Origin of the sequence: Wenyingzhuangia fucanilytica, assembly GCF_001697185.1 — a bacterium.
Lineage (GTDB): Bacteria > Bacteroidota > Bacteroidia > Flavobacteriales > Flavobacteriaceae > Wenyingzhuangia > Wenyingzhuangia fucanilytica.
Genome location: NZ_CP014224.1, coordinates 1,403,751 through 1,428,077 on the forward strand (window position 1 = coordinate 1,403,751; position 24,327 = coordinate 1,428,077).

A 24,327-nucleotide genomic window follows, 5' to 3' on the forward strand; every position below is an offset into this window, starting at 1 on the left:
GTTTTTTTGTAAATGGAGGAATTGAATAGGTCTTAATATAGTGTGTTGATAATAATTTAAAGTTATATGTAAAATACTATCAAATATTCTTTTTTTGAGTAGTATTGTTAAATATATATAGGTTTTAAAGGGGTTTTGGATAATTGGTTACCCTGTTTTAGACTTTTGGTTCCCTATGCGTATCTAAATTTGTGAGTATATAAAGTCTTAATAATCTTTTAACTTTTAAAATAATATACTATGTGTGAAGCTACCATGTTAAATTATATCAATTTTGACGAAAGTTCAAGAGTGCCAAAATATCTGCAAATAATAGATTCTATTATTTATAATATATCTGTAGGGAATATTACAGCAGGAGATAAAATCCCATCTATAAATTCTATGAGCGAAGAATTTTATTTGTCTAGAGATACAGTTGCTAGAGCTTATAATGTTTTAAAAGACCGAAAGATTATCACCTCAATTCATGGTAAAGGAAATTACATTACCAGAACCAAAATAATATCTAAAACCAATGTTTTGTTTTTAGTTAATAAAATGAGCACGTATAAAATGGATATTTATAAATCGTTTATAAATAGTATGGGAGTCAATACACATGTAGACCTTCATTTTTACCATAGTGATGAGACATTGTTTCTAGAACTAATGAAAAAATATAAAATGGCCTATGACTATTATGTAGTAATGCCACATTTTAAAAATGAAAAACTAGAACATGTAAGTTATACAGAAGAAGTAAGTAGAGTTTTAAATGAAATACCTAAAGATAAATTGATTGTTTTAGATAATCAGTATCATCAAATAAATGGAAAGTTTATTCATGTTTATCAAGATTTTGAATTAGATATTTATGAAGCTTTAAAAAGAGGAATAGAAAAAATTATTAAGTATAACAAAATTGTTTTAGTCTATCCAGAAAAATCAGTACATCCATACCCTAAAGGAATCTTAAATGGGTTTAGAAAGTTTTGTGTTCATCATCATATAAATTTTGAAATTATAGAAAAAGTTCATGATGATATGATATTAAAGAACAAAGATTTGTTTATTACTATTGAAGAGGATTGTTTGGTAAAATTAATTAAACAGATTAAAGATAAGGGAGTCCTTTTAGGAAGTGATATTGGTATTATATCTTATAATGACACTCCTTTAAAAGAATTATTAAACATTGCTTCAATATCAACAGATTTTAAAATGATGGGTGAATTAGCTGCGTATATGATTACTAATAAAGAAAAAGGAAACATCAAAATACCTTTTAAATTTATAGATAGATGTTCTATTTAATAAGGCTTTATTTGTTATAAATTATAGATAATTATATTTTTTACATCAAATATTAATAAGAGTTTAATTAATAAGTACAATGTGTGTAAAATCATCAGTACTGTTCAGAATAGTAAGTTGTATATAATACTATTCTTTTGTGAAAAAAAGAGTTAAGTAATGGTGTATACAGTGTTATGGAAACTCTAATGTAAACTAATTTTTAAATTAAATTAATTAACCGAATATGAAAAAAAAATCAAAAAAACATGGAAGTGGGATAAGCAAGACCTATCTATTTGGAATGTTATTCTTTTTAGGGATCTGTGGTTTTACTGCCCAAGCACAAATAAGTACCGTGTCGGGTACAATTACGGCTGATGATGGATTACCAATACCAGGGGCAAATGTTGTTCAAAAAGGAACAACAAATGGTGTCATAAGTGATTTTGATGGAAATTATATGATTTCATTAAAACCAGGAGCACAAGTTTTGGTTTTTTCTTACCTAGGATACGAAACACAAGAAGTTTCTGTTAAGAATAAAAATACTGTTAACGTTGTTTTAGGTAAGAGCAGCGAAGAATTAGATGAAGTTGTAATTATTGGTTATGGAGAGGTTAAACGAGCAGATGTAATTGGAGCTGTAGGTTCTGTAAAGTCTGAAGAAATCCTACAAGTAGCACCAGTAAGTGCCTTAGAAGGAATGCAAGGACGTGTTGCTGGGGTTCAAATTACTAGCGATGGAGGTCCAGGTTCTGGTTCTGAAATCCAAATTAGAGGTATTTCAACCTTTGGTGCAGGTTCAGCCCCATTATATATTGTAGATGGTCAGCAAGTAGAAGATATTGATAATATCAACCCTTCTGATATTGAGAATATAGATATCTTAAAAGATGGAGCTTCTGCAGCAATTTATGGTTCTAAAGCGGCAAACGGGGTAGTATTAGTAACAACAAAACAAGGTAAAGCAGGCTTTCCAAAAATGACTGTAGACTACATAAACTCTGTAAGTTTTTTAAATAATTTAGTTCCTGTATCTAACACTAGACAATGGAATAAGTTCGAAAAACTTAGAACAGGTAGTACAGATGCTTCTGGGACTGTTTTAGATTCTTTAGGGATTAGAAATCAATTAGTTGTAGATGTTCAAGATGCAATTAAACAATTGGGAGTAAAGAATCAATTGAACTTAGCCTTTAGTGGTGGTGGTGAAAAATCTAAGTTTTATTGGAATACAGGTTATTTAAAAGAATCAGGAATCATTATTGGTAGTGGTTATAAAAGAATTACTTCTAATTTAAAAGTAGATTTTGATTTAAATAAATTCATCACAGCAGGAACTAGAATTAATGGTTCGTATGAATTTCAAGATGGTATTAACGAGGGAGCTGTTTTTCGTGAAGTTTCATATAGACAACCAAACGTATTGCTAATTGATTTTGACGGTTCATATATTAGAGAACGTTTTGCTAGAGCAAATCCTGTAGCTAGAGCAGAACTAGCTGTAAATGATGATAGAGAGTTTAGATCTTCAATTTTTAATTATGTAAATTTTAAAATTACGCCATCGTTATCATTTAAAACAACATTAGGACTTAATTATAGAAATCAAAAATTAAATGAGTTTAGACCTCAAGCTACTGTTAACATAGACAACGGTAAAATAACAGGAAGAGAAAGACAACGTACATATTATGATATTCAAAACGAAAATTTCTTTAACTATAATAAAAGCTTTAAAGGAGGTCATAATATAAAAGGATTATTAGGTTTTTCTATCCAACAATGGAACATAGAATTATCAGATTTAAATGCTATTGAATTTAACAATGATTACATCCCAACATTTAACAACGTAAAAGAATATAATCTTAACACAGGAACTACTGCAAGCAGTCATGCATTATCTTCTGTATATGGTAGATTGGGGTATGATTACAAAGGGAAATACTTTGTTACAGGATCTTTGCGTAGAGACGGTTCATCAAGGTTTGGAGCTAATAAAAGATGGGGTAATTTCCCAGCAGTACAAGCAGGATGGAGAGTTTCTAAAGAAAACTTTATGAAATCTTTTAATTTCTTAAATGATTTAAAATTAAGAGCTAGTTATGCAATTACAGGTAATGAACGTATTGGTGATTTTGAAAGTGTAGTACTTTATGAACCAGGTTATTTTTATAACAGTATAAATGGTTTTGCTCCAATACAATTAGGAAATGAAAATTTGGGATGGGAAGAAACAGCTCAAGCAAACTATGGTATTGATGTTTCATTATTCAAAAGACGTTTAAATATTTCTGTTGATAGATATGTTAAAACTACTAACGATTTACTTTATGATGTGCCGATTCCAGAAGAAACAGGTTTTTCTAGCATAAAAACAAACGTTGGTTCAGTTGAAAATAAAGGTTGGGATGTTAGTATTTCAGGAACTCCTGTTAGAACAAAAGACTTTACATGGTCTTCAGGTTTTAACCTTTCATATAATAAAAACAAAGTTTTAGACTTAGCCGATGATGATGGTTTTGAATCTGGAGGGTATTTAATTCAAGAAGGAGAATCTTTAGGAAATATGTATGGTTTTAAAAACTTAGGAGTTTTTCAGTATGATGAATCTAATGCATATACCCCAGATGGAGTAAGATTAACCGCCAATTTTAATGAGAATAAACAATTTCAAAACTATACTTTAAACGGACAAGCTTATACAGGTACTGTAGAGCAATTAAAATTTGCGAATAAAGTCTTAAAGGGAGGTGATATTATTTTTCAGGATCAAAATGGAGATTTAAATATTGATGCTGCAAATGATAGAGTAATTATAGGAAATGGATTGTCTGATTTTGTTGGAGGTTTTAACAACAGTTTTGAGTACAAAGGTTTTATGATGTCATTTTTAATAACCTATAATTTTGGAAATGATATTTATAGAAACTACGATCACGTAAGAGATAAAGCAAGTAATGCAGTATATGCTCCAAGTCCAGATCGTATTGATGGTGCATGGGTAAACCAAGGTGATGTAACAAAATATCCAAGTTTAGATAGTAGTAGAGCTAATAACAGGAGTGGATTCGAATCTAATTATGTGAGTCAAGCAGATTTTATTAAACTAAGAAATATCAAATTTGGTTATAACTTCTCTAAAGAAACTTTAGAAAAAATAGGTTTCATTAATAAATTATCTCTTAGTGCAAATATTAACAATTTGTTTATGCTAACAAATTACGAGGGATATAACCCAGAATTAGGAAATAGAGGTAATGCGTTGCAACCAGGGTGGGATAGCTTACGTTACCCAAATAAAACAGAAATTATTTTTGGATTAAACGTTCAGTTTTAATAATAAACCTGATCATTAAAATATTTAAGAGATGAAAAAAAATAGATATATACTAACATTGTTTTCGGTACTGGCTTTAGGATTTGCTAGTTCTTGTGAAAGTGTTTTAGAAGTAGAGCCACAAAGTCAATTGTCTGATCAAGCTTTTTGGAATACCAATCAAGATGCACAACTTGGAGTTGCGGCTATTTATGATGCTATGCAAAACGCCTATAAAGACAAAAAGTTTTATTGGGGAGAATTTAGAGCAGATAATTATATTGATTCTGACAAGCCACAACCGATTACTCAAGATTTAATAAATAATAACTTAACCCCTCAGTCTGATGAGGCGCATTTAAGATGGGCTGATTTTTATGCAATGATTTTTAGAGCCAATTTAGCTATCGAAAAAATCCCATCAATACCACAATTTAATACTCAGCTATTAGGAGAAGCTTATGCATTAAGAGCTTACGCATATTTTGATGCTTATAGAGTTTGGGGAGGAGTTCCATTATTTACAAAAGCTAAATTAACATATGATGATAATTCTATCAAGCCTAGAGCAACCGCACAAGAAGTATTAGATTTAGTGTTGGCTGATTTAGAGAAAGCAGATGAAAACTTAACAGAAATATCGTCACGTTTTCAATTTTCAAAAACAAGTTTACTAGCTTTTAAAGCAAAGGTATTTATGTATTTAAAAAGATACCAAGAAGCCAATGATTTAATTGACGAGTTGATAGATAGTAAGCAGTTCTCTTTAACAACTAGTAGAAAAGATTGGCGTAATTTATTTTTAAATGATGAAGCTAGATTCCCTGGTGAAGGAGAAGAAGGACCAGAGTTAATTATGTCACTTAGGTATGATTTTGAGGAAGATGGTAACAGAGCATCAGGAGTATATTCAATTTTTTTCCAAGGAGTGCCTAGTTATTGGGTAGCACCAGAGGTGGTTAATTTATGGGAAAGCAAATTCCCTACAGACTCAATTGCTTGGGTAACAAAATACCCAGGAGTTCCTCCTCATGTAGTTGATGTAAATGAAGATAGCGGAGAAGAAACCAAAAGATATGGTGACTATCGTTATTATGAATCTATAGCGGCTCCAGGACAATTAGCAGAAGATTTAAGAATATCAAAATATGCTAAATCTAATATTAGCCCTAGTATAGATGACACAGATATCATTTTATTCCGTTATGCAGATATGTTGCTTTTAAAAGCTGAAGCATTAAATCAACTTAATAGACAATCGGAAGCATTAGACTTAGTAGACGAGGTAAGAGCTGCTCGTGAATTACCACTTATAAACACTGGTACAACTCCAGATGTTGTTAATGTTACAGATAAAGATGAAGTTGAGAATTTTATTCTTGATGAAAGACGATTGGAATTAATAGCGGAAGGTACAAGATGGTGGGATTTAGTTAGAACGGACAAGGCTGTAGATATTATGGGGCCGAAAAACGGATTGACAGATGAAACTATTATATGGCCTATTTGGTTTAGAAATATAATTAACAACCCTAAATTAGAACAAAATGAAGCATATAAATAATATTATTTTAAACTCTAGAAGAGATAAATTAATGAAAACAATAAAATTGAAATTTAGAATAGGTTCGGCATTACTTTTTTTGTTTGGTGCTTTATCTATTGTTAGTTGTGATTTAGAACCTCAAGAACGTTTTGAGTTTGATCCAGAAGTATCTCCACAAGTTACTTTTGGTTCAACAACAGCTTGGGAATGGTTACAAACAAATCCAAAAGATGAATTTGGATTTATGATTGAGGCTATTAGACTTACCGGTTTAGAAGATATTTATAATAGTAAAACAGAAAACTACACCTACTTTTTAATGAAAGATGGCAATTGGACAAATAATGGGCCAGGTTTTTTTAGTAAAGAGTTTAACTTAAAAAACACAGCAGGTAAGGATCCTGTAGATGTTTTTGCTGATCCTAAAGTGGATTTAAATATTGTTAAAGAAGCACTATTACATTTAATTTTAAGAGATTATGTAGATCAAGGTCCAGGTCATTTAAAAAGCCTAGATGTGAATTATACTTTTAATACTTTATCAAATGATGTCAATAATAAAACGATGACAATAAGTAGAGATTGGAATTATAATATGCAATTAAACGCTGCTGATGATTTACCTCCAGGAAACTTAGGGAAAATTAATTCTAGTGTAGGTTTTCATAACTATATTTTTTCTAATGGAAACACTGTAGCACATATCTTAAATACAGGTAATAACCCTAAAATGACAAGGCGTTATAAATTTGGCGAGCCATTATTTAAACTATAAAAACTACTAATAAAATTTTATAGTAGAAGTATCTAAAATAGCGCTATTGATATTATGTAAATGGTGTCACTAGTGCTATTTTTTTCATTCAATTCATAATAGTTATGAAAAAAAATAAATTCAAAAAAAGGAGTAATCACTTGATAAAGTGGGCAGTGATGGGGTTTGTAGGTATTGTTCTAATCGGATGTGCAAATAAATCAACAAAAGAAGAAGTACAAAATAAACCCAATATTATTTTTATTCTAACAGATGATCAGCGTTGGGATGCTCTTGGTTATGCAGGGAATCCATTGGCATATACTCCAGAAATGGATCAGCTTGCAAAAAGTGGTGTGTTTTTTAAAAACACGATTGCTACAACACCTATTTGTGCGGCCAGTAGAGCTAGTATTTTTAGTGGTTTACAAGAGCGTACACATAATTATAGTTTTACAACAGGGAATATTAAGGAAGAGTACATGCAAAACTCATATCCCAAAGTGTTAAAAGAAGCAGGATATTATACTGGCTTATATGGGAAATTTGGTGTAAAATACAAACATTTAGATTCTTTATACAATATATATGAAAACTATGATTTACGATATGATCGTAAAGACATCACTAGTTATTATTATAAAACCTTAGGGAAAGATACTGTTCACTTAACAAGATACACAGGGGAGAAAGCATTAGAGTTTATTAAGAAAGCACCATCAGATAAGCCTTTCTGTTTACAGCTTAGTTTTAGTGCTCCTCACGCAAGTGACAATACTGTAGAACAGTATTATTGGCAAGAAGAAAACAATCATGTCTTAGAGAATACAACTATTCCCGATGCCAATATTTCAGAAGATAAATATTTTGATAGATTACCACAAAGAGTAAAAGATGGTTTTAACCGTTTACGTTGGTTTTGGAGAGATGATACTCCTGAAAAATACCAGCACAGTGTAAAAGGTTATTACAGAATGATTGCGGGTATTGATAATGAAATTGGGAGAATTCGTAAGGAATTAGAAACGAAAGGAATTGCTGATAATACCATTATTGTTTTGATGGGGGATAATGGTTTTTTCTTAGGGGAAAGACAAATTTCTGGAAAGTGGTTAATGTATGAAAACTCAATTAAGGTTCCATTAATTATTTACGATCCAAGAAATAAAGTACACAAAGACATAGAAGATATGGCTTTGAATATTGATGTGCCATCTACCATTTTAGACTTTGCAGGTGTAAAAGCTCCATTAACTTGGCATGGTAAGAGTTTAAAACCATTTATAGATAATGAGAATACTAATCTAGAAAGAGATACTATTTTGATTGAGCATTTATGGGATTTTAAAAACATTGCCCCAAGTGAAGGTGTAAGAACTAAAGAGTGGAAGTATTTTAGATATGTTGATGATAAATCTATTGAAGAGTTATATAATTTAAAAGAAGACCCTAGAGAAACTAATAATTTAATACATAACGAAAAGTATCAAGAAGTAGTGGTTAAATTAAAAAATAAGCTAGAAACTTTAATTGAAGAGTATAAAGATCCATATTCTTTTACTCCTAGCAATGTTATGTTTAAGAATAATAATTTTAGTTGGGACGTTACTAGTACTAAACAAAAACAAACAGGCTATCAAATATTAGTTTCTTCATCAAAAGAAAATATTGATAATAATATTGGAGATATTTGGAATAGTGATAAGATAGAAAGTAATGTTCATTCAGAAATAAGGTATCAAGGAGAAGAGTTAAAACCTAAGAAAGAATATTATTATAAAGTTCGCATTTATGATGAAATAAATAGAACAGGAGCTTACACTTTACCTAAAAAAATATCATTATAAAAGCTAAAAAGATTTAGATCTAAAGAGTGATACTAAATTGTAGTTGCCTTGTATCAATACAGTACAGGACACATTTATACTATTTAAAATATAGTTTAGTATTTAACACTTAATAAACTAATTAACTATGTATAAAATTTACTTTAAAGCACTATTGGTTTTTCTATTGGTAGCGTGTCAAAACAAAACTAATTCAGTTGCTTCAAAAGATGAGGAAATAAATAATAAGGTGTCTACACTTATAAGTAAGATGACACTAGAAGAAAAAATAGCGGAGTTAACCCAAGATGCTCCTGCAAATGAGCGTTTGGGAATTCCAATGATGAAGTATAGTGAGTGTTTACACGGGCTGTGGTTAGAAGGAGCCACTGTGTATCCCCAAGCCATAGCGTTAGGTAGTACTTGGGAACCGAGTTTACTTACTGAAATGACGACAGAAATAGCAAAAGAAGCAAGAGCAGCAAATTTAACACATTGCTATTCGCCTAATTTGGATGTAATTTCTGGTGATGCACGTTATGGACGTGTAGAGGAATCTTATGGTGAGGATCCTTATTTAGTGTCTAGGATGGGAGTGGCTTTTATTGAAGGTTTACAAGGTACTGGAGATGAATATTTAGATGAAAATCACATTATTGCAACAGCCAAGCACTTTGTAGGATATCCAGAAAACAGACGTGGTATTAATGGAGGGTTTAGTGATATGTCTGAACGTAGATTACGTGAGGTTTTTTTACCGCCTTTTGAAGCAGCTGTTAAAGAGGCTAAAGTAGCTTCTATTATGCCTGGTCATCAGGATTTTAATGGAGTCCCTTGTCATATGAATGAATGGTTGTTAAAAGATATTCTTCGTGATGAATTAGGGTTTAATGGTTTTATTGTATCTGATAATAACGATGTATCTCGTTTAAACTTGATGCATTTTATAGCAAAAAATAGAACGGAAGCAGCGGTAATGGGATTAAAAGCTGGTGTTGATATGGATTTGGTTATAGGAAAAAGCCCCGATAATTCAGCTTATATAAATCATGTATTGTTAGACACTTTAACAAAAACACCAGAATTGGTAAAATATGTAGATGAAAGTGTTTCTAGAATTTTAAAAGCAAAATATCAATTAGGACTGTTTGAAAATAAAGACAAAAAATATTCAGACAAAATTGTTAGTAAACCAGAAAGTCAAGCAGTGGCATTAAAAATTGCTAAAAAAGCAATTACTTTATTAAAAAATGAAGGAGGGTTACTGCCTTTAGATAAAGAAAAAATTAAAAGTATTGCTGTTATAGGTCCTAATGCAGCAGAGGTTCGTTTAAGAAATGGAAAATATCCTCAGCTAGGAGGTTATGCAGGAATTCCACCTTATTATACATCAGTTTTAGAGGGGATACAAGATAAAGTAGGAAAAGATATTCAAATAAATTATGCAGAAGGAGCACCGTTAAAGAGTACTTCAAAAGAAGGTTTTGCTAAAGCAATTGCTGCTGCAAAAAAATCTGACGTTGTTATTTTAGCAGTAGGGGGTTCAACACAAACATGTGGAGAGGGGTTAGATAGAGATAATGTTAATTTGTTTGGAGTGCAAAACGAATTGGTTAAAGCTATTCATGAAACTGGAAAACCTATTGTGGTAGTATTAATTAATGGAAGACCTTTGTCTATAAATTATATAGCAGAAAATATTCCAGCAATATTAGAAACATGGTATTTAGGAATGAATTCAGGAGAGGCAATTGCAGAAACGTTGTTTGGTGATAATAATCCTGGAGGAAAGTTAACAGTATCATTTCCTCGTTCTGTAGGACAAATACCAGTAACATATTTAGAGCGTCCTGATTTTGTAGGATCTGGGAAAGGTTTATATAAATTTTCGGATAAAACACCTCTGTTTCCTTTTGGTTTTGGGTTAAGCTATACTTCTTTTGAATATTCTAATTTGAAATTGGCTAATAAAAAAATTACTGTTGATGGAACTACCACTGTATCTGTAGATGTTATGAATATAGGTGATGTTTCTGGAGATGAAATTGTCCAAATGTATGTAAGAGATGATTTTGCATCTGTAGGTAGATATCATAAAATGTTAAAAGGGTTTAAACGTATTAGTTTAGAACCTGGTGAAACAAAAACAGTTTCTTTTGAGTTGAACTCAGACAATTTATCATTATACAATAAAGATATGCATAAAGTGGTAGAGCCAGGTAGTTTTACTATTTCAGTTGGTGCATCTTCTCTTCAAAAGGATTTAAAAGAAATTAAATTAAGGGTAGTTCAGTAATTATTTATAAAGAGTGAATATATAAGTTATAAGTTGACTGTTTATAACTTATATATAATAAGTGGGAATAGATATTACACACACACTTTTTTGAGTGCAATATTGTAGTAATTTGGGGTTATTACAATATGAAAATATTTAAGAATATTTTAGGTTTAAAGTGCTATAAACTTCAATCTTTTTTATAGTGTTTAAATTGAAATTATATTTTGTATTATCTGTTTTTTTATTCTATTTCTAATTTTTTAGTAGATATTTTTAAAGAGTATGAAAGCTTAGTGGTCTTTTGTTTAAAACTAGGTATTCCTAGAGTTTATAAGGGGTTGTAATAGTGTAAACCTGCCAAAAACATCAAGTTTGACATTTTTAGATACCATTTTTGGAACATTTTAACTCTTTATAGATACTATATTACAGTCAGAATTTTTAATCACAAACTAAACTGCATAAATTATGGAAATACTAAACTATATTGATGTTAATAAAAATTCTAGAGTACCAATGTATTTACAAATTGTAAACTCTATTGTTAACAACATTTCAAATGGGAATATAGGTCTAAATAAAAAGTTACCATCTATTAATACGGTAAGTGAAGATTTTTATTTGTCTAGAGATACTGTAGAAAGAGCATATAATATTCTTAAGAAACAAAATATTATAAAATCTATACCTAGAAGAGGTAATTATGTTGTAAAAACAGAGTTAACAAAATTAAACATACTCTTTTTAATAAATAAATTAAGTTCTTATAAAATGAGAATTTATAATGCTTTTGTAGATCAAATTGGGGATGATTCAAAAGTAGATTTAAAAATTTATAATTGTGATGAACTAAATTTTGTTAACGTTTTAAAAAGTGCCAAAGAGTCTTACGATTATTTTGTTATTATGCCTCATTTTAAAACAGAAAACCTAGAATATACAGGTTTTACAGATGCTGCATTTGAGGAAATTAATAGTATCCCAAAAGATAAATTAATGATTCTAGACAATACAATGCCCCCTGTTGATGAAGATGTAACGGCTGTTTATCAAGAATATGATCAAGATATATATGATGCATTAAATAAAGGAGTAAACAAAATATTAAAGTATAAAAAAATAGTATTGATATATCCTGATAAATCCGCATACCCTTATCCAATTAAAATTTTAAAGGGGTTTAAGAAATTTTGTTTAGAGAAAGATATTTCTTTTGAAATTGTTAATGAGGTTTGTGATGGTTTTGAATTTAAAAAAGGGGAATTATTTATTACTATCGAAGAAGCCGATTTGGTAAATTTAATCAATCAGATTAGAGAAAATAAATTAGTATTAGGAGAGGATGTTGGCGTTATATCTTATAATGATACTCCATTAAAGTCTTTACTCGGTATTACAGTTATGTCCATAGATTTTAAAGCAATGGGAACTACTGCGGCTAAAATGATTTTAAATAAAGATAAAGGAAAAGTTAAAGTCCCATTTAATTTTATAGATAGAATGTCTATTTAATTTAAAGGAACAATAAAAAAAACTAGGCTTGTATTTTATAGGTAAATGCAAGCCTAGTTTTTGTTTATTCTTTTGTTATCTTTAATTATCAATTTTTTGCCTACAAAGGAATGTCGAAATTTATTGCTTTTTGTTTTGTGTTTTTTATTAGTTTTTGTGGTTTCTCACAAAATGAAATATACAAGTTTATTCATCTTACAACAGAAGAGGGGTTGTCTCAGAGTTCAGTAATGGCTATAACTCAAGATGATTTGGGACAAATATGGATAGGTACTAGAGATGGATTAAATAAATATGATGGAACAGAATTTACTTTATACAGAAATGAAAAAAATAACCCTTCATCGTTAAGTTATAATGATATTCTATGTTTAGAGAGTGATAGTTCTGGGTATATTTGGGTTGGTACTTTTAGAGGGTTAAATAAATACGATAGTAAAAAAAACACTTTTAAAAAATATTTTAAAAGTGATGATTGTTTGTTAGCAGATAATATTATTTGGTGTATTAAGGAATTATCTAATAAAGAAATTTGGATAGGAACACCATTAGGACTTTCTATATACAACAAGAACACAGATTCTTTTAAAACAGTACTTAATGGCAATCAAATACTATCTGTTTTTGAAACCAAAAACGGAAATGTATTTGTAGCAACCAAAAATGGACTAAAAAAATTAGTTGATAAAACGAATAACTACCAATTTAAAACTGTTAAAGGAACAGAAGATTATACAATACAAGATATTGTACAAAGTCCAAAAGGGAATTTATTATTGGGAACCAAAACCCATAGTGTTTTAGAATACAATATTCTTGAAAACAAGATTACCCCTTATTTTACATCAGAAATACTAATAGATAAAAATAAAAATGCTCGTCAATTACTTTTTGATGACAAAGATAGATTGTGGATAGGAACTTACAAGGGGTTGCAAATAGCAAATAATAATAATAAAATAACAACTCTTTATAATAATATTAATGATGATGAGTCTATTAATGATAATTTTATAAAAGTTTTATATAAAGACAAAAAAGGATCTATTTGGGTAGGAACTTATCTTGGAGGAATTAATATTTGGGATGAATCTAATATTAATTTCATCAATATTACTCAAAAATCTGGGACCCTAGGTTTAGGTTTTAAAGCAGTAAGTTCTATTACAAAATATAGGAATTTAGTTTTTTTTGGTACAGAAGGAGGAGGTATTTCAATATTAAATACAAAGTCTAAAACTTTTAAGTATATCAATTTACAAAATAGTCCATCACTTAAAAGTGATAATATAAAAGCACTATACCTAACAAATGATAAAAAACTATGGATTGGGACTTTTCAAGATGGTGTAGCAGTATATAACATAGAAACTCAAAAATTTGAAAATAAACTAATTTCTAAAGATTTGTCTTCTTATTTATCAGGAATAGGTGTAGTTGTTATTAAAGAAGATAAAAAAGGAAATTTATTGTTTGGAACCACATTAGCAGGAGTTATTAGTTACAATAGAATTAATAAATCTTTTGATGTGATTAATTCTAAATCAACCACAAAAAACATAACAAACAATAGTATTAAATCTATTGAAATAGATTCTAAAAATAATATTTGGATTGGGACTCTTAAAGGGTTAAATAAAATTGATGAAAAAGGTAACGTTAAAAAATATTTCTATAAAAAAAGTGAAAAAGAAGGAAATTTAATTTATACAATATTTGAAGACAGCAAAGGTGGTATTTGGGTAGGAAGTGATGTTGATGGTTTGTATAAATTCATTAATGGGACTTTTGAAAAAGTAAAAATAAAAATCAACAATATTGATTTAATAGGGGTAAGAGGTATTTTAGAAGATGATAAAGGAGAGATTTGGATTAGTAGTTACAATCAAGGAATTTTTAATTATGACCCAATAAATAATATTGTAAAACTACACTACACACAAAAAGAAGGATTAATTAGTAATCAATTTAATACAGGGGCTTTTCTAAACCTAGGTAAATCGAGGTTTTTCTTTGGTGGTCCTAAAGGGGTATCTTATTTTGACGCTAATAGTATTATAAAAAATAAATACCTCCCACAGGTTATAATTACTGATTTTAAAATTAAAAACAAATCGATTGAGGTAAATGACGAAAGTGGATTGTTACAAAAAACAATATCGCGAACAAATAGTATTGAGTTATCACATGAACAAGGTAACTTTTCAATAGCTTTTTCAATACCTAATTATATAAACTCAAAAAGTAATAAATATAAATATAGATTAAAAGGATTAGAAAAAGAATGGATAGAGACATCTAACAATCTGGCTTCTTACACCATACAAACACCAGGGAGTTACATTTTTGAAATAAAAGGAGTTAATAGTGATGGATTGTCTAATAATACCCCTACTGTTTTAAATATTAAAGTTAATCCCGCACCATGGAGAACCTGGTGGGCTTTTATGTTTTATGGAATGTTTCTCTTTACAATGTTGTATTTTTTAATGAATATTTTAAAATCTAGAACAAAATTAAGACACCAATTAGATTTAGAGCAAATAGAAGCTGAACAAATTAAAAAAGTTAATAAAGCTAAATTAGAGTTTTTTACCAATATATCGCATGAATTTAGAACTCCATTAACTTTAATTTTAGGTCCACTACATCAAATTTTAGTAGATTATAGAGGAAGTAGTAAAATGTATAAACGATTAAAAGTGATAGAAGGTAGTGCTAATCATTTACTACAACTTATCAATCGTTTAATGGATTTTAGAAAACTAGAAAGTAACCTTATTAAATTAGAAGCTGCTGAAGGAAATATTGTAAAATTCTTAAAAGAAATTTACTTATCATTTTCTGAGTATGCTAAAGATGGTAATTATGAATATAGTTTTTATACTTCTTCGGAAAAAATACTAGTCTATTATGATAGGTATAAATTAGAAAGAGTTTTTTACAATTTAATTTCAAATGCTTTTAGATATACGCCTAAGAATGGAAAAATAGCTATAAGAATAATAGAAAAAAATGATAAAATAATTATTCAAGTAGAAGATTCTGGTGTTGGGGTGGCAAAAGAATATCAAGATAAAATTTTTGAACGTTTTTACGAATTGGCTATTAATAATAAACCAGACAATGACTATAATAAAGGAACAGGAATAGGTCTGTCTATTGTTAAAAATATAGTTGATTTACATAAAGGAAGAATTAGTGTACGTGATAATGAAAATAATCAAGGGTCTATTTTTTCTGTAGAATTGTTTTTAGGTAGAAATCATTTAAATGATAATGAAATTATTAAAGACTTTAAATTTAGTGATGATTTATCTCAGTATGTAATACCAACAAATGAACAGGATAAAGTTGTGTTTGAAGAAGATTTTTTTGAAAATCTTCCATCAGAAGACAAACCTACAGTTCTTTTGGTAGAAGATAATAAACCACTTAGACAGTTTATGCACGATACTTTAATAAAAGAGTATAATGTATTAGAGGCAGAAAACGGAAAAGTAGCCTATAAAATAGCTAAGAAAGAAAAGGTTGATATAATTATTAGCGATGTTGTTATGCCTGTAATGGCAGGAACTGATTTATGTTCTTTAATAAAAGAAGATATTAGAACAAGTCATATTCCAGTAATTTTATTAACCTCTCGTTCTGCTTTAATTTTTAGATTAGAAGGATTAGAAAGTGGAGCAGATGATTATATAAGTAAACCTTTTAATGTAGCTGAATTTAAGTTACGTATTAAAAATATTTTGAGTTCTGTTTCTCGTTTAAAACAAAAAATGAACTCTACAGAAACAGTTTATTCAGAAGATTTAGCACTTTCATCATTAGATGAAAAACTATATCAAAAAGCTCTACAATTAGTAGAAAAAAATATAGGTAATGAACAATATGATGTAGATACCTTTAGTGAAGAATTAGGGGTTAGTAGAAGTGTATTGTTTAGAAAAATAAAAGCTTGGACAGATTTTACTCCCAAAGAATTTATACAGCATATAAGGTTAAAAAAAGCTGCTGATCTTTTAGAATTGGGAGAGTTAAATATTTCACAAGTAAGTTATATTGTTGGGTTTAAAAACCCAAAATACTTTAGTAAAAGTTTTAGTAAAAAATTTGGTGTTACTCCAACCATGTATATTAAGAAGTTTACAGAAAACTAGCTTTTATAGTGTGTTGATGTCTTTTATTGACCAAAACAGGAATTTTTCAACCCTATAATTGAAATTTTTTCAACCTGTTTTTATCATAAATTTGAGTCAAACAGTTATTTAATGTTCCTTATGTTTTTTAAAATTCAAACTAAAGATCATTTTTAGCTTTTAGTTTAAAATTATGAAAAAGAGAGGAACTAGTTTTGTAGAGTTTGTCTTAATGTTTGTTATTGTTTGTGTTTTTTTAATCATTATTTATTTAATGCCAATAGTCTAAAAAAAATACAATATCTCAAAGTATAACTAACATCATACCACTCAGTACAGGACAGAAAAAAAAACAAAAACTCATAAAATTGTGAATGTAAATTTTAACAAAAAAGTTATTCTTTACAAAACTACATTGTTTGTCAGTACAGCTCGGTACAGGTGTTCAATAATAAGTATTTAATTTCATTAATAATTTGGGGTTTATAACTCTATTTGTAAAACATAAATAAATAATTTAATGTATAAACAAACATTTTTATTAGTTACTATAATTACGTTATGTAATTTCAATAAGGTTTTTTCACAAAAAAATAATAACAATACTAAAAAACCAAACATCATATTTATATTAACCGACGATCAAAGGTTTGATGCAATTGGTTATGCAGGTAATAAATATGTAAATACACCAGAAATGGATCAATTGGCTCAATCAGGAACTTATTTTAACAATGCAATTGTTACAACTCCTATTTGTGCTGCCAGTAGAGCTTCTATATGGACAGGGTTACATGAACGTTCTCATAACTTTAACTTTCAAACAGGAAATGTAAGAGAAGAATATATGCAAAACTCTTATCCAACTGTACTTAAAAATAATGGATATTACACCGCGTTTTATGGTAAGTATGGAGTAAGATACGATGATTTAGAAAAACAATTTGATGAATACGAATCTTATGATAGAAACAATAAATATCATGACAGAAGAGGGTATTATTACAAAACCATAGGGAAAGATACCGTTCACTTAACAAGATATACAGGGCAAAAAGCACTAGATTTTATTGATAATGGTTCAGAAGATAAACCATTCTGTTTGGCTTTAAGTTTTAGTGCTCCACACGCACATGATAAAACAGAAGAACAATATTTTTGGCAAACCTCTACCGATAAATTATTAACCAATACAACTATTCCAGGGCCAGAACTAGCAGGTGATAAGTATTTTAATGCGTTGCCTAAACAAGTAAGAGATGGATTTAATAGACTGCGTTGGACTTGGAGATACGATACTCCAGAAAAATACCAACACAGTTTAAAAGGGTATTACCGAATGATTTCTGGAATAGATTTAGAAATAGCAAAAATTCGTAAGAAATTAAAAGAAAAAGGAATAGATAAAAACACCGTAATTATTGTAATGGGTGATAATGGATATTTCTTAGGAGAAAGACAAATGGCAGGTAAATGGTTAATGTACGATAATTCTATTCGTGTGCCATTAATTATATACGATCCAAGAGTCAATAAACATCAAGACATTTCTGATATGGCTTTAAACATTGATGTGCCAGCAACTATTGCTGATTTGGCAGGTGTTAAAGCTCCAGCAACTTGGCAAGGAAAAAGTTTAATGCCTTTGGTAAAAGCAGAAACCAATACTGTTAATAGAGATACTATTTTAATTGAGCATATTTGGGATTTTAGTGAAATACCTCCAAGTGAAGGTGTGCGTACTAAAGAATGGAAATATTTTAGATATGTAAATGATAAAAGAATTGAGGAATTATACAATCTTAACAAAGATCCAAAAGAGACTAAAAACTTAATTGATAAAAAGAAATATCAAAAAATAGCAGCTGCACTTAGAGCTAAATGTGATGAGTTGATTAAGAAAAATAGCAATAAATATAGAACTCCCCCTACAGATTTAACAGTAGAGTTAATTAGAGACCCTAGTAAAGATGTAAAAATTTTAGATACCAAACCAGAATTTGGATGGACAGTGCCTTTGGAGTCTAATTTCCAATCGGCTTATCAAATATTAGTATCATCATCATTAGAAAATATAAACAATAATCATGGTGATGTTTGGGATAGTGAGCAAGTTCGTTCAGGAAAGTCAACAGACATAGAGTACCATGGAAAAACATTAGAAACAGGAAAAACGTATTATTGGAAAGTAAGAATTTGGGATGATGAAAACCGTTTGGTAGATTATTCAAAAGCTCAAAAATTTACCATTGGTAAAGGAACTAATTATATGATTTCTACAGAAAATAGATTTCAGATAGATAGCATTCATCCTGCAAAATTTGAAAACAGAAATGGAACTTATTTTATAGATTTTGGAAAAGCCGCTTTTGCAACCATGGATTTTATTTATCATGCAAAAAAGGCCCATACATTAACTGTTAGAGTAGGAGAAATGATAGATGATCGTGGTAATGTAAATAGAACACCTCCTAAAAAAAGTAATATAAGATATCAAGAATTAAAAGTAAATGTAAAACCTGGGCAAACAAGATATCAAATTCCAGTACAAACAGACGAAAGAAATACAAGACCTAATAAAGCCATTGCTCTACCAAAAGAGTTTCCTGCTTTAGTACCATTTAGATATGCCGAAATTGAAGGAGCGCAAGAAACTTTATCAGCTAACAATGTAGAACAGATAGCTTTTCACACTTATTGGGATGATAAAGCGAGTTCTTTTAAGAGTAATAATAATATTTTAGATCAAGTATGGGATTTGTGTAAATATTCTATCAAAGCAACAACTTTTACAGGATTGTATGTAGATGGAGATAGAGAACGAATTCCTTATGAGGCAGATGCTTATTTAAATCAATTAAGTCACTATACAACCGACAGGGAATACGCAATGGCAAGACGTACCATTGAGTATTTTATGCAAAACCCAACATGGCCAACAGAGTGGCAACAACATGTGCCTTTGTTGGTTTATGCAGATTATATGTACACAGGTAATACTGAGTTGATTGAACGTTACTATGAAGAATTAAAACACAAATCTTTATATGAATTATCAAATGAAGATGGATTAATTACTTCTACAAAAGTTGATGCCGATTTTATGAAAAAATTAGGTTTTCCTGAGGGGTATAAAAAACCGTTAACTGATATTGTAGATTGGCCAGGAGCTAATTTTAATAGAAGTAAAACCAAAGGTGAAAGAGATGGATTTGTTTTTAAACCGTACAATACAGTAATCAATGCTTTTTACTATGAGAATATGAAAATTATGGCAGAATTTGCCAAAGTTTTAGGAAAAACAAATGAAGTATTAGATTTTGAATTGAGGGCAGCTAAGGCTAAGAAAGCAGTAAACGAGCAAATGTTTGATAAAGAAAAAGGTATTTATGTAGATGGTATTGGTACAGATCATGCTTCTTTACATGCCAATATGATGCCTTTGGCTTTTGGTTTGGTTCCAAAAGAATACCAAGCGTCTGTAGTAGATTTTATCAAATCTAGAGGAATGGCTTGTAGTGTTTATGGAGCTCAATTTTTAATGGACGGATTGTATAATGCTGGTGAAGAAGATTATGCATTAGATTTATTAACTGATACTTCTGATAGAAGTTGGTATAATATGATTAAAATAGGTTCTACGATTACTTTAGAAGCTTGGGATAATCAATATAAAAATAATTTAGACTGGAATCATGCATGGGGAGCAGTACCAGCAAATATAATTCCTAGAGGGTTGTGGGGAATAAAACCTAAAACTCCAGGTTATAGTATTGCTACTATTAAACCTCAAATGAGTAAATTAAAATCAAGTGCTATAGAAGTTCCAACAGTAGTAGGAACTATAAAGGCAAATTATACTTATAACGGTGCAAGATTACAAACCTATGAAATTGAAATACCAGGAAATATGGTTGCAGAGTTTTCTTTAAACAATCTTAATGGTAAAGATTTAATTCACAATGGAAAGAAAGTACCCTCTGCATTTGATGTAATTCGCCTATCTCCTGGTAAACATATTATTCAACTTAAAATAAATTCATTTTAATAAAAAAATCACTTTAGTTATAGTTAACAAAGAGAGTTGTAGTAGTTAGGTTAGGTTAAAAAACACTTCTTCCGTATACGATTTTTTCTAAAAGGAAGGAGTGTTTTAAACAAACTAAACAACTTATTTGGTTATAACAGTAAAATCATAAAAATCAATTATTTTATTTTAAAATAATTAAAACAAATTAATAATAGTAATAATGAAAAAAAGACTTGTTTTACCCTTAATCGCACTAAGTGTATTTTTTCAATCTTATGGACAATCAACTGTAGATTCTAAAAAATATAAAGATGCATCATTGTCAGTAGATGAACGTGTTGAAGCCTTATTACCTTTGTTATCCTTAGAGGAAAAGGTAGCACAAATGAGGATTTTTCATGCGAATATAGGGGTTGAAGCCGATGAAAAAGGAAATTTAAAACTTTCTGAAAAAGTTGTAAAAAAACTCGAATTAGGTGCTGCTGGGATAAAAAACCCAGGAGAACATTTAGATGCTGTTGATGCAGCTAAGTTTAATAATAAACTTCAAAAATATATTATTGAACATAACAGGTGGGGAATACCAGCTCTTTTTGTTACGGAATCTTACAATGGAGTAGATGCCGAAGGTTGTACAGTATTTGGAAGACCATTAACTTCAGCAGCTTCATTTAATCCAGGTTTGGTTAATAGAGTTTGGGATGTAGTTGGTAAAGAAGCTAGATTAAGAGGAATGCATATGTGTCATTCACCAGAGGCAGATTTAGTTCGTGATCCTCGTTTTGGACGTATGAGTGAGGCATTTGGAGAAGATACTTACTTAACTACTCAAATGGTAACCAATGCTATTAAAGGAGTTCAAGGAAATTATAAAGGTTTAGGGGAAGGAACTCATATTGGAGCTGTAGCTAAACATTTTGCCGGATATGGTCAAGTGTTAGGAGGAACAAACTTTGCGGCTATAGAAATTTCTGAACGTACTTTAATTGATGAAATTTATCCTCCTTTTGAAGCAGCGGTAAAAGATGCCAAAACTTTAGGGATTATGGCTTCGCATGGTGATTTAAATGGAGTAGCAAGTCATGGAAATCCTGAATTGCTTACAGGAGTTTTAAGAAATCAATGGAACTTTAAAGGGTATGTGGTATCAGATGCTAATGATATTGGTCGTTTGCATTATTTTATGAAGGTTGCAGAAACTCCAGAAGCAGCTGCTCAAATGGGATTAGAGGCTGGAGTTGATATTGATTTGTATGCAGAAGATGCCTATGCTTTATTACCCGAAATGGTTAAAAAGAACCCAGAACTAGAAAAGTTAATTGATAGATCTGTAAGACGTGTGTTACGAACTAAGTTTATTTTAGGTTTGTTCGATCATCCTTACATCAAAATCAAAGATGTTAAAAAAGGGGTAAGAGCAAAATCATCACTTGAGTTAGCAAAGGAAGCAGATTTAGAATCTATTATTTTATTAAAAAACGAAAACAATACCTTGCCTTTAGATGCTAAGAAATCTACTAAAATCGCATTGTTAGGACCGTTAGTAAAAGAAAATACTAAGGCTATGTTTGAATCTGTTGTTGGAAAAAATATAGAATTTGTTGCAAAAAAAGGTTTTGATTTAACCGATAAAAAAGGTGGGAATCCTAAATTATTAAAAACGGATTCTGCGGTTATTGATGAAATGGTAGATATAGCAAAACAAGCAGATGTAGCAGTGTTATTTGTTGGAGGAGATGAGTATACATCAAAAGAAGCATTTTTTACAAACGCTATTGGAGACAGAGCTACCATAGATCCTGTAGGAGCACAAGATGAATTGGTGAAAAAAGTAAAAGCGTTAGGAAAGCCTGTTATTGTTGTTTTAAAACACAGAAGAACTTTATCTATAAATACCATATCAGAACAAGCTGACGCTATTGTAGATACTTGGGATTTAAGTGAATTTGGAGACCAATCTACAGCAAAAATTATTTTTGGTGGAGTTTCACCATCAGGTAAGTTACCCGTTACAGTTCCTAGATCTATAGGTCAACTTCCATATCATTACAGCATGAAAGAAATCAATTATAAAAAAGGTTATTTGTTTTTAGAAGATGGACCTATTTACCCTTTTGGTTATGGATTAAGTTATGCTTCTTTTGAATATTCTGATTTAAAATTATCAACAAAAGAAATTTCATCAACATCAGAAATAGAGGTAAGTGTAAGAGTTAAGAATACAGGAAAAGTAAAAGCAAAAGAAGTAGTTCAAATGTATGTAAAAGATCAGATTGGTTCTGTTACAAGACCAGACAAAGAATTAAAAGCATTTGAAAAAATTGAGTTAAATCCAGGAGAAAGTAAAGTTGTAACATTTAAAGTAACTCCAAAAATGTTAACTTTTACAGGTCTTAAAATGGAAAAGGTTTTAGAGCCAGGAGATTATACAGTAATGGTAGGAACTTCTTCTAAAGAATATTTACAAACAACATTTAAATTAATAAAATAATGAAACATAAATTAATATTTAAAATCGCTGTTTTAACAGTACTATTTAGTTGTTTAGGGACATCAAAAATGATGTCGCAAAAGGTTTTTAAACCCTCAGCCATAAAAGCCTCTATGCTTAAAGCTTTAGAATGGCAAGAAGCACATCCTATATTTGCACTTGCACCTACAGATTGGACAGAAGGAGCCTATTATACAGGTGTTGTTAGAGCTCATAAAGCTACAGGAGACCAAGTTTATATGGCAGCATTAAAAAATCAAGGTTATCATAATAATTGGGAAACCTACACAAGATTACATCATGCAGATGACGTTGCTATTTCGTACAGTTACTTATATGTTGATATGGTTGGTGGAAGAAAAGACTTTGTTGATTTAAAACCAACAGCAGATTTTTTGAATGCACATTTATATGAGCCAGATGTATGGAAAGCAGGAAAAGATAAGAGTAGCATGGGTAGAACCATTTTATGGTGGTGGTGTGATGCTTTGTTTATGACTCCTCCTGTTTTAAACCTTTATGCTAAACATACCAATCAACCAAAATACTTAGATGAAATGCATAAGTTTTATACGCAAACTTACAATCAATTATACGATAAAGAAGAGCGTTTGTTTGCCAGAGATATGCGTTTTGTTTGGAAAGGATCGGATAAAGATGCTAAAGAACCAAATGGAGAAAAAATATTTTGGTCTAGAGGTAACGGATGGGTGATTTCTGGTTTAGCATTAATTTTAGATGATATGCCAAAAGATTATAAACACAGAGCTTTTTACGAAAACTTGTTTAAAGAATTGTCTGCAAGAATTGTAGAATTACAACCTAAAGATGGTCTATGGAGAACTAGTTTATTATGCCCAGAAGCATATGATCATGGAGAAGTAAGTGGTAGTGGTTTTCATACTTTTGCTTTGGCATGGGGAATTAATAATGGGTTGTTAGATAAAGAAACATACTTGCCAGCAGTTAAAAAAGCATGGAAAGCATTAGAAAAATGTCAACATGAAGATGGTAGAATTGGTTGGGTTCAAAATATTGGAGCTTCTCCAGAGCCTGCAAATAAAGATAGTTGGCAAAATTTTGGTACAGGAGCTTACTTAATGGCAGGTAGTGAAATGCTAAAATTGCAATTAAAGTAAGACTTTGAT

11 protein-coding genes are annotated in these 24,327 nt (G+C 30.0%); all 11 read left to right on the top strand.

From position 1 onward, the window contains the following. The first annotated feature begins 255 nt into the window (after window positions 1-255). The 11 genes from AXE80_RS05930 to AXE80_RS05980 all read left to right on the top strand — a co-directional run bounded on the left by AXE80_RS05930 (window position 256) and on the right by AXE80_RS05980 (window position 24,318). Entirely contained in the window at window positions 256-1,296 is a 1,041-nt protein-coding gene (locus AXE80_RS05930) for a GntR family transcriptional regulator (RefSeq protein WP_068828703.1), read from the top strand. A 226-nt stretch (window positions 1,297-1,522) separates the two neighbouring features. Beyond that, window positions 1,523-4,621 (top strand): SusC/RagA family TonB-linked outer membrane protein, encoded by a 3,099-nt coding sequence (locus tag AXE80_RS05935; RefSeq protein WP_068825363.1) that lies wholly within the window; start codon window positions 1,523-1,525, stop codon window positions 4,619-4,621. A 31-nt stretch (window positions 4,622-4,652) separates the two neighbouring features. After that, window positions 4,653-6,164, top strand: a complete 1,512-nt coding sequence (locus AXE80_RS05940) for a RagB/SusD family nutrient uptake outer membrane protein (RefSeq protein ID WP_068825364.1) — start codon at window positions 4,653-4,655, stop codon at window positions 6,162-6,164. Further along, the gene (locus AXE80_RS05945; protein ID WP_068825367.1) at window positions 6,148-6,921 is read left to right on the top strand and encodes a hypothetical protein; all 774 of its coding nucleotides are present in this window, start codon (window positions 6,148-6,150) and stop codon (window positions 6,919-6,921) included. The genes AXE80_RS05940 and AXE80_RS05945 overlap by 17 nt, the downstream gene beginning before the upstream one ends. A 104-nt stretch (window positions 6,922-7,025) precedes the next feature. Beyond that, the gene (locus AXE80_RS05950) at window positions 7,026-8,747 is read left to right on the top strand and encodes a sulfatase family protein (protein WP_068825369.1); all 1,722 of its coding nucleotides are present in this window, start codon (window positions 7,026-7,028) and stop codon (window positions 8,745-8,747) included. Window positions 8,748-8,874: 127 nt separating this feature from the next. Continuing rightward, window positions 8,875-11,022: a beta-xylosidase gene (locus tag AXE80_RS05955; protein WP_068825371.1), complete on the top strand. Its 2,148-nt coding sequence runs from the start codon at window positions 8,875-8,877 to the stop codon at window positions 11,020-11,022. Between the two features lie 453 nt (window positions 11,023-11,475). Beyond that, the gene (locus AXE80_RS05960) at window positions 11,476-12,519 is read left to right on the top strand and encodes a GntR family transcriptional regulator (protein WP_068825373.1); all 1,044 of its coding nucleotides are present in this window, start codon (window positions 11,476-11,478) and stop codon (window positions 12,517-12,519) included. Between the two features lie 110 nt (window positions 12,520-12,629). After that, window positions 12,630-16,679: a hybrid sensor histidine kinase/response regulator transcription factor gene (locus AXE80_RS05965; RefSeq protein ID WP_068825375.1), complete on the top strand. Its 4,050-nt coding sequence runs from the start codon at window positions 12,630-12,632 to the stop codon at window positions 16,677-16,679. 499 nt (window positions 16,680-17,178) lie between these two features. Next, the gene (locus AXE80_RS05970) at window positions 17,179-20,706 is read left to right on the top strand and encodes a family 78 glycoside hydrolase catalytic domain (RefSeq protein ID WP_068825377.1); all 3,528 of its coding nucleotides are present in this window, start codon (window positions 17,179-17,181) and stop codon (window positions 20,704-20,706) included. A 202-nt stretch (window positions 20,707-20,908) separates the two neighbouring features. Beyond that, window positions 20,909-23,179, top strand: coding sequence for a glycoside hydrolase family 3 N-terminal domain-containing protein (locus tag AXE80_RS05975; RefSeq protein WP_068825379.1), 2,271 nt, complete (start codon window positions 20,909-20,911; stop codon window positions 23,177-23,179). After that, window positions 23,179-24,318 carry a glycoside hydrolase family 88/105 protein gene (locus tag AXE80_RS05980; RefSeq protein WP_068825381.1) on the top strand — a complete coding sequence of 380 codons (1,140 nt, stop codon included), beginning with the start codon at window positions 23,179-23,181 and terminating at the stop codon, window positions 24,316-24,318. The genes AXE80_RS05975 and AXE80_RS05980 overlap by 1 nt, the downstream gene beginning before the upstream one ends. The last annotated feature ends 9 nt before the right edge of the window (window positions 24,319-24,327 follow it).

What these genes read in the sequence shown, in the direction of transcription:
- AXE80_RS05970 (WP_068825377.1), top strand. Translation starts at nt 17,179, where the DNA reads ATGTATAAACAAACATTTTTATTAGTTACTATAATTACGTTATGTAAT.
- AXE80_RS05955 (WP_068825371.1), top strand. Translation starts at nt 8,875, where the DNA reads ATGTATAAAATTTACTTTAAAGCACTATTGGTTTTTCTATTGGTAGCG.
- AXE80_RS05965 (WP_068825375.1), top strand. Translation starts at nt 12,630, where the DNA reads ATGTCGAAATTTATTGCTTTTTGTTTTGTGTTTTTTATTAGTTTTTGT.
- AXE80_RS05950 (WP_068825369.1), top strand. Translation starts at nt 7,026, where the DNA reads ATGAAAAAAAATAAATTCAAAAAAAGGAGTAATCACTTGATAAAGTGG.
- AXE80_RS05940 (WP_068825364.1), top strand. Translation starts at nt 4,653, where the DNA reads ATGAAAAAAAATAGATATATACTAACATTGTTTTCGGTACTGGCTTTA.
- AXE80_RS05980 (WP_068825381.1), top strand. Translation starts at nt 23,179, where the DNA reads ATGAAACATAAATTAATATTTAAAATCGCTGTTTTAACAGTACTATTT.
- AXE80_RS05960 (WP_068825373.1), top strand. Translation starts at nt 11,476, where the DNA reads ATGGAAATACTAAACTATATTGATGTTAATAAAAATTCTAGAGTACCA.
- AXE80_RS05975 (WP_068825379.1), top strand. Translation starts at nt 20,909, where the DNA reads ATGAAAAAAAGACTTGTTTTACCCTTAATCGCACTAAGTGTATTTTTT.
- AXE80_RS05945 (WP_068825367.1), top strand. Translation starts at nt 6,148, where the DNA reads ATGAAGCATATAAATAATATTATTTTAAACTCTAGAAGAGATAAATTA.
- AXE80_RS05935 (WP_068825363.1), top strand. Translation starts at nt 1,523, where the DNA reads ATGAAAAAAAAATCAAAAAAACATGGAAGTGGGATAAGCAAGACCTAT.
- AXE80_RS05930 (WP_068828703.1), top strand. Translation starts at nt 256, where the DNA reads ATGTTAAATTATATCAATTTTGACGAAAGTTCAAGAGTGCCAAAATAT.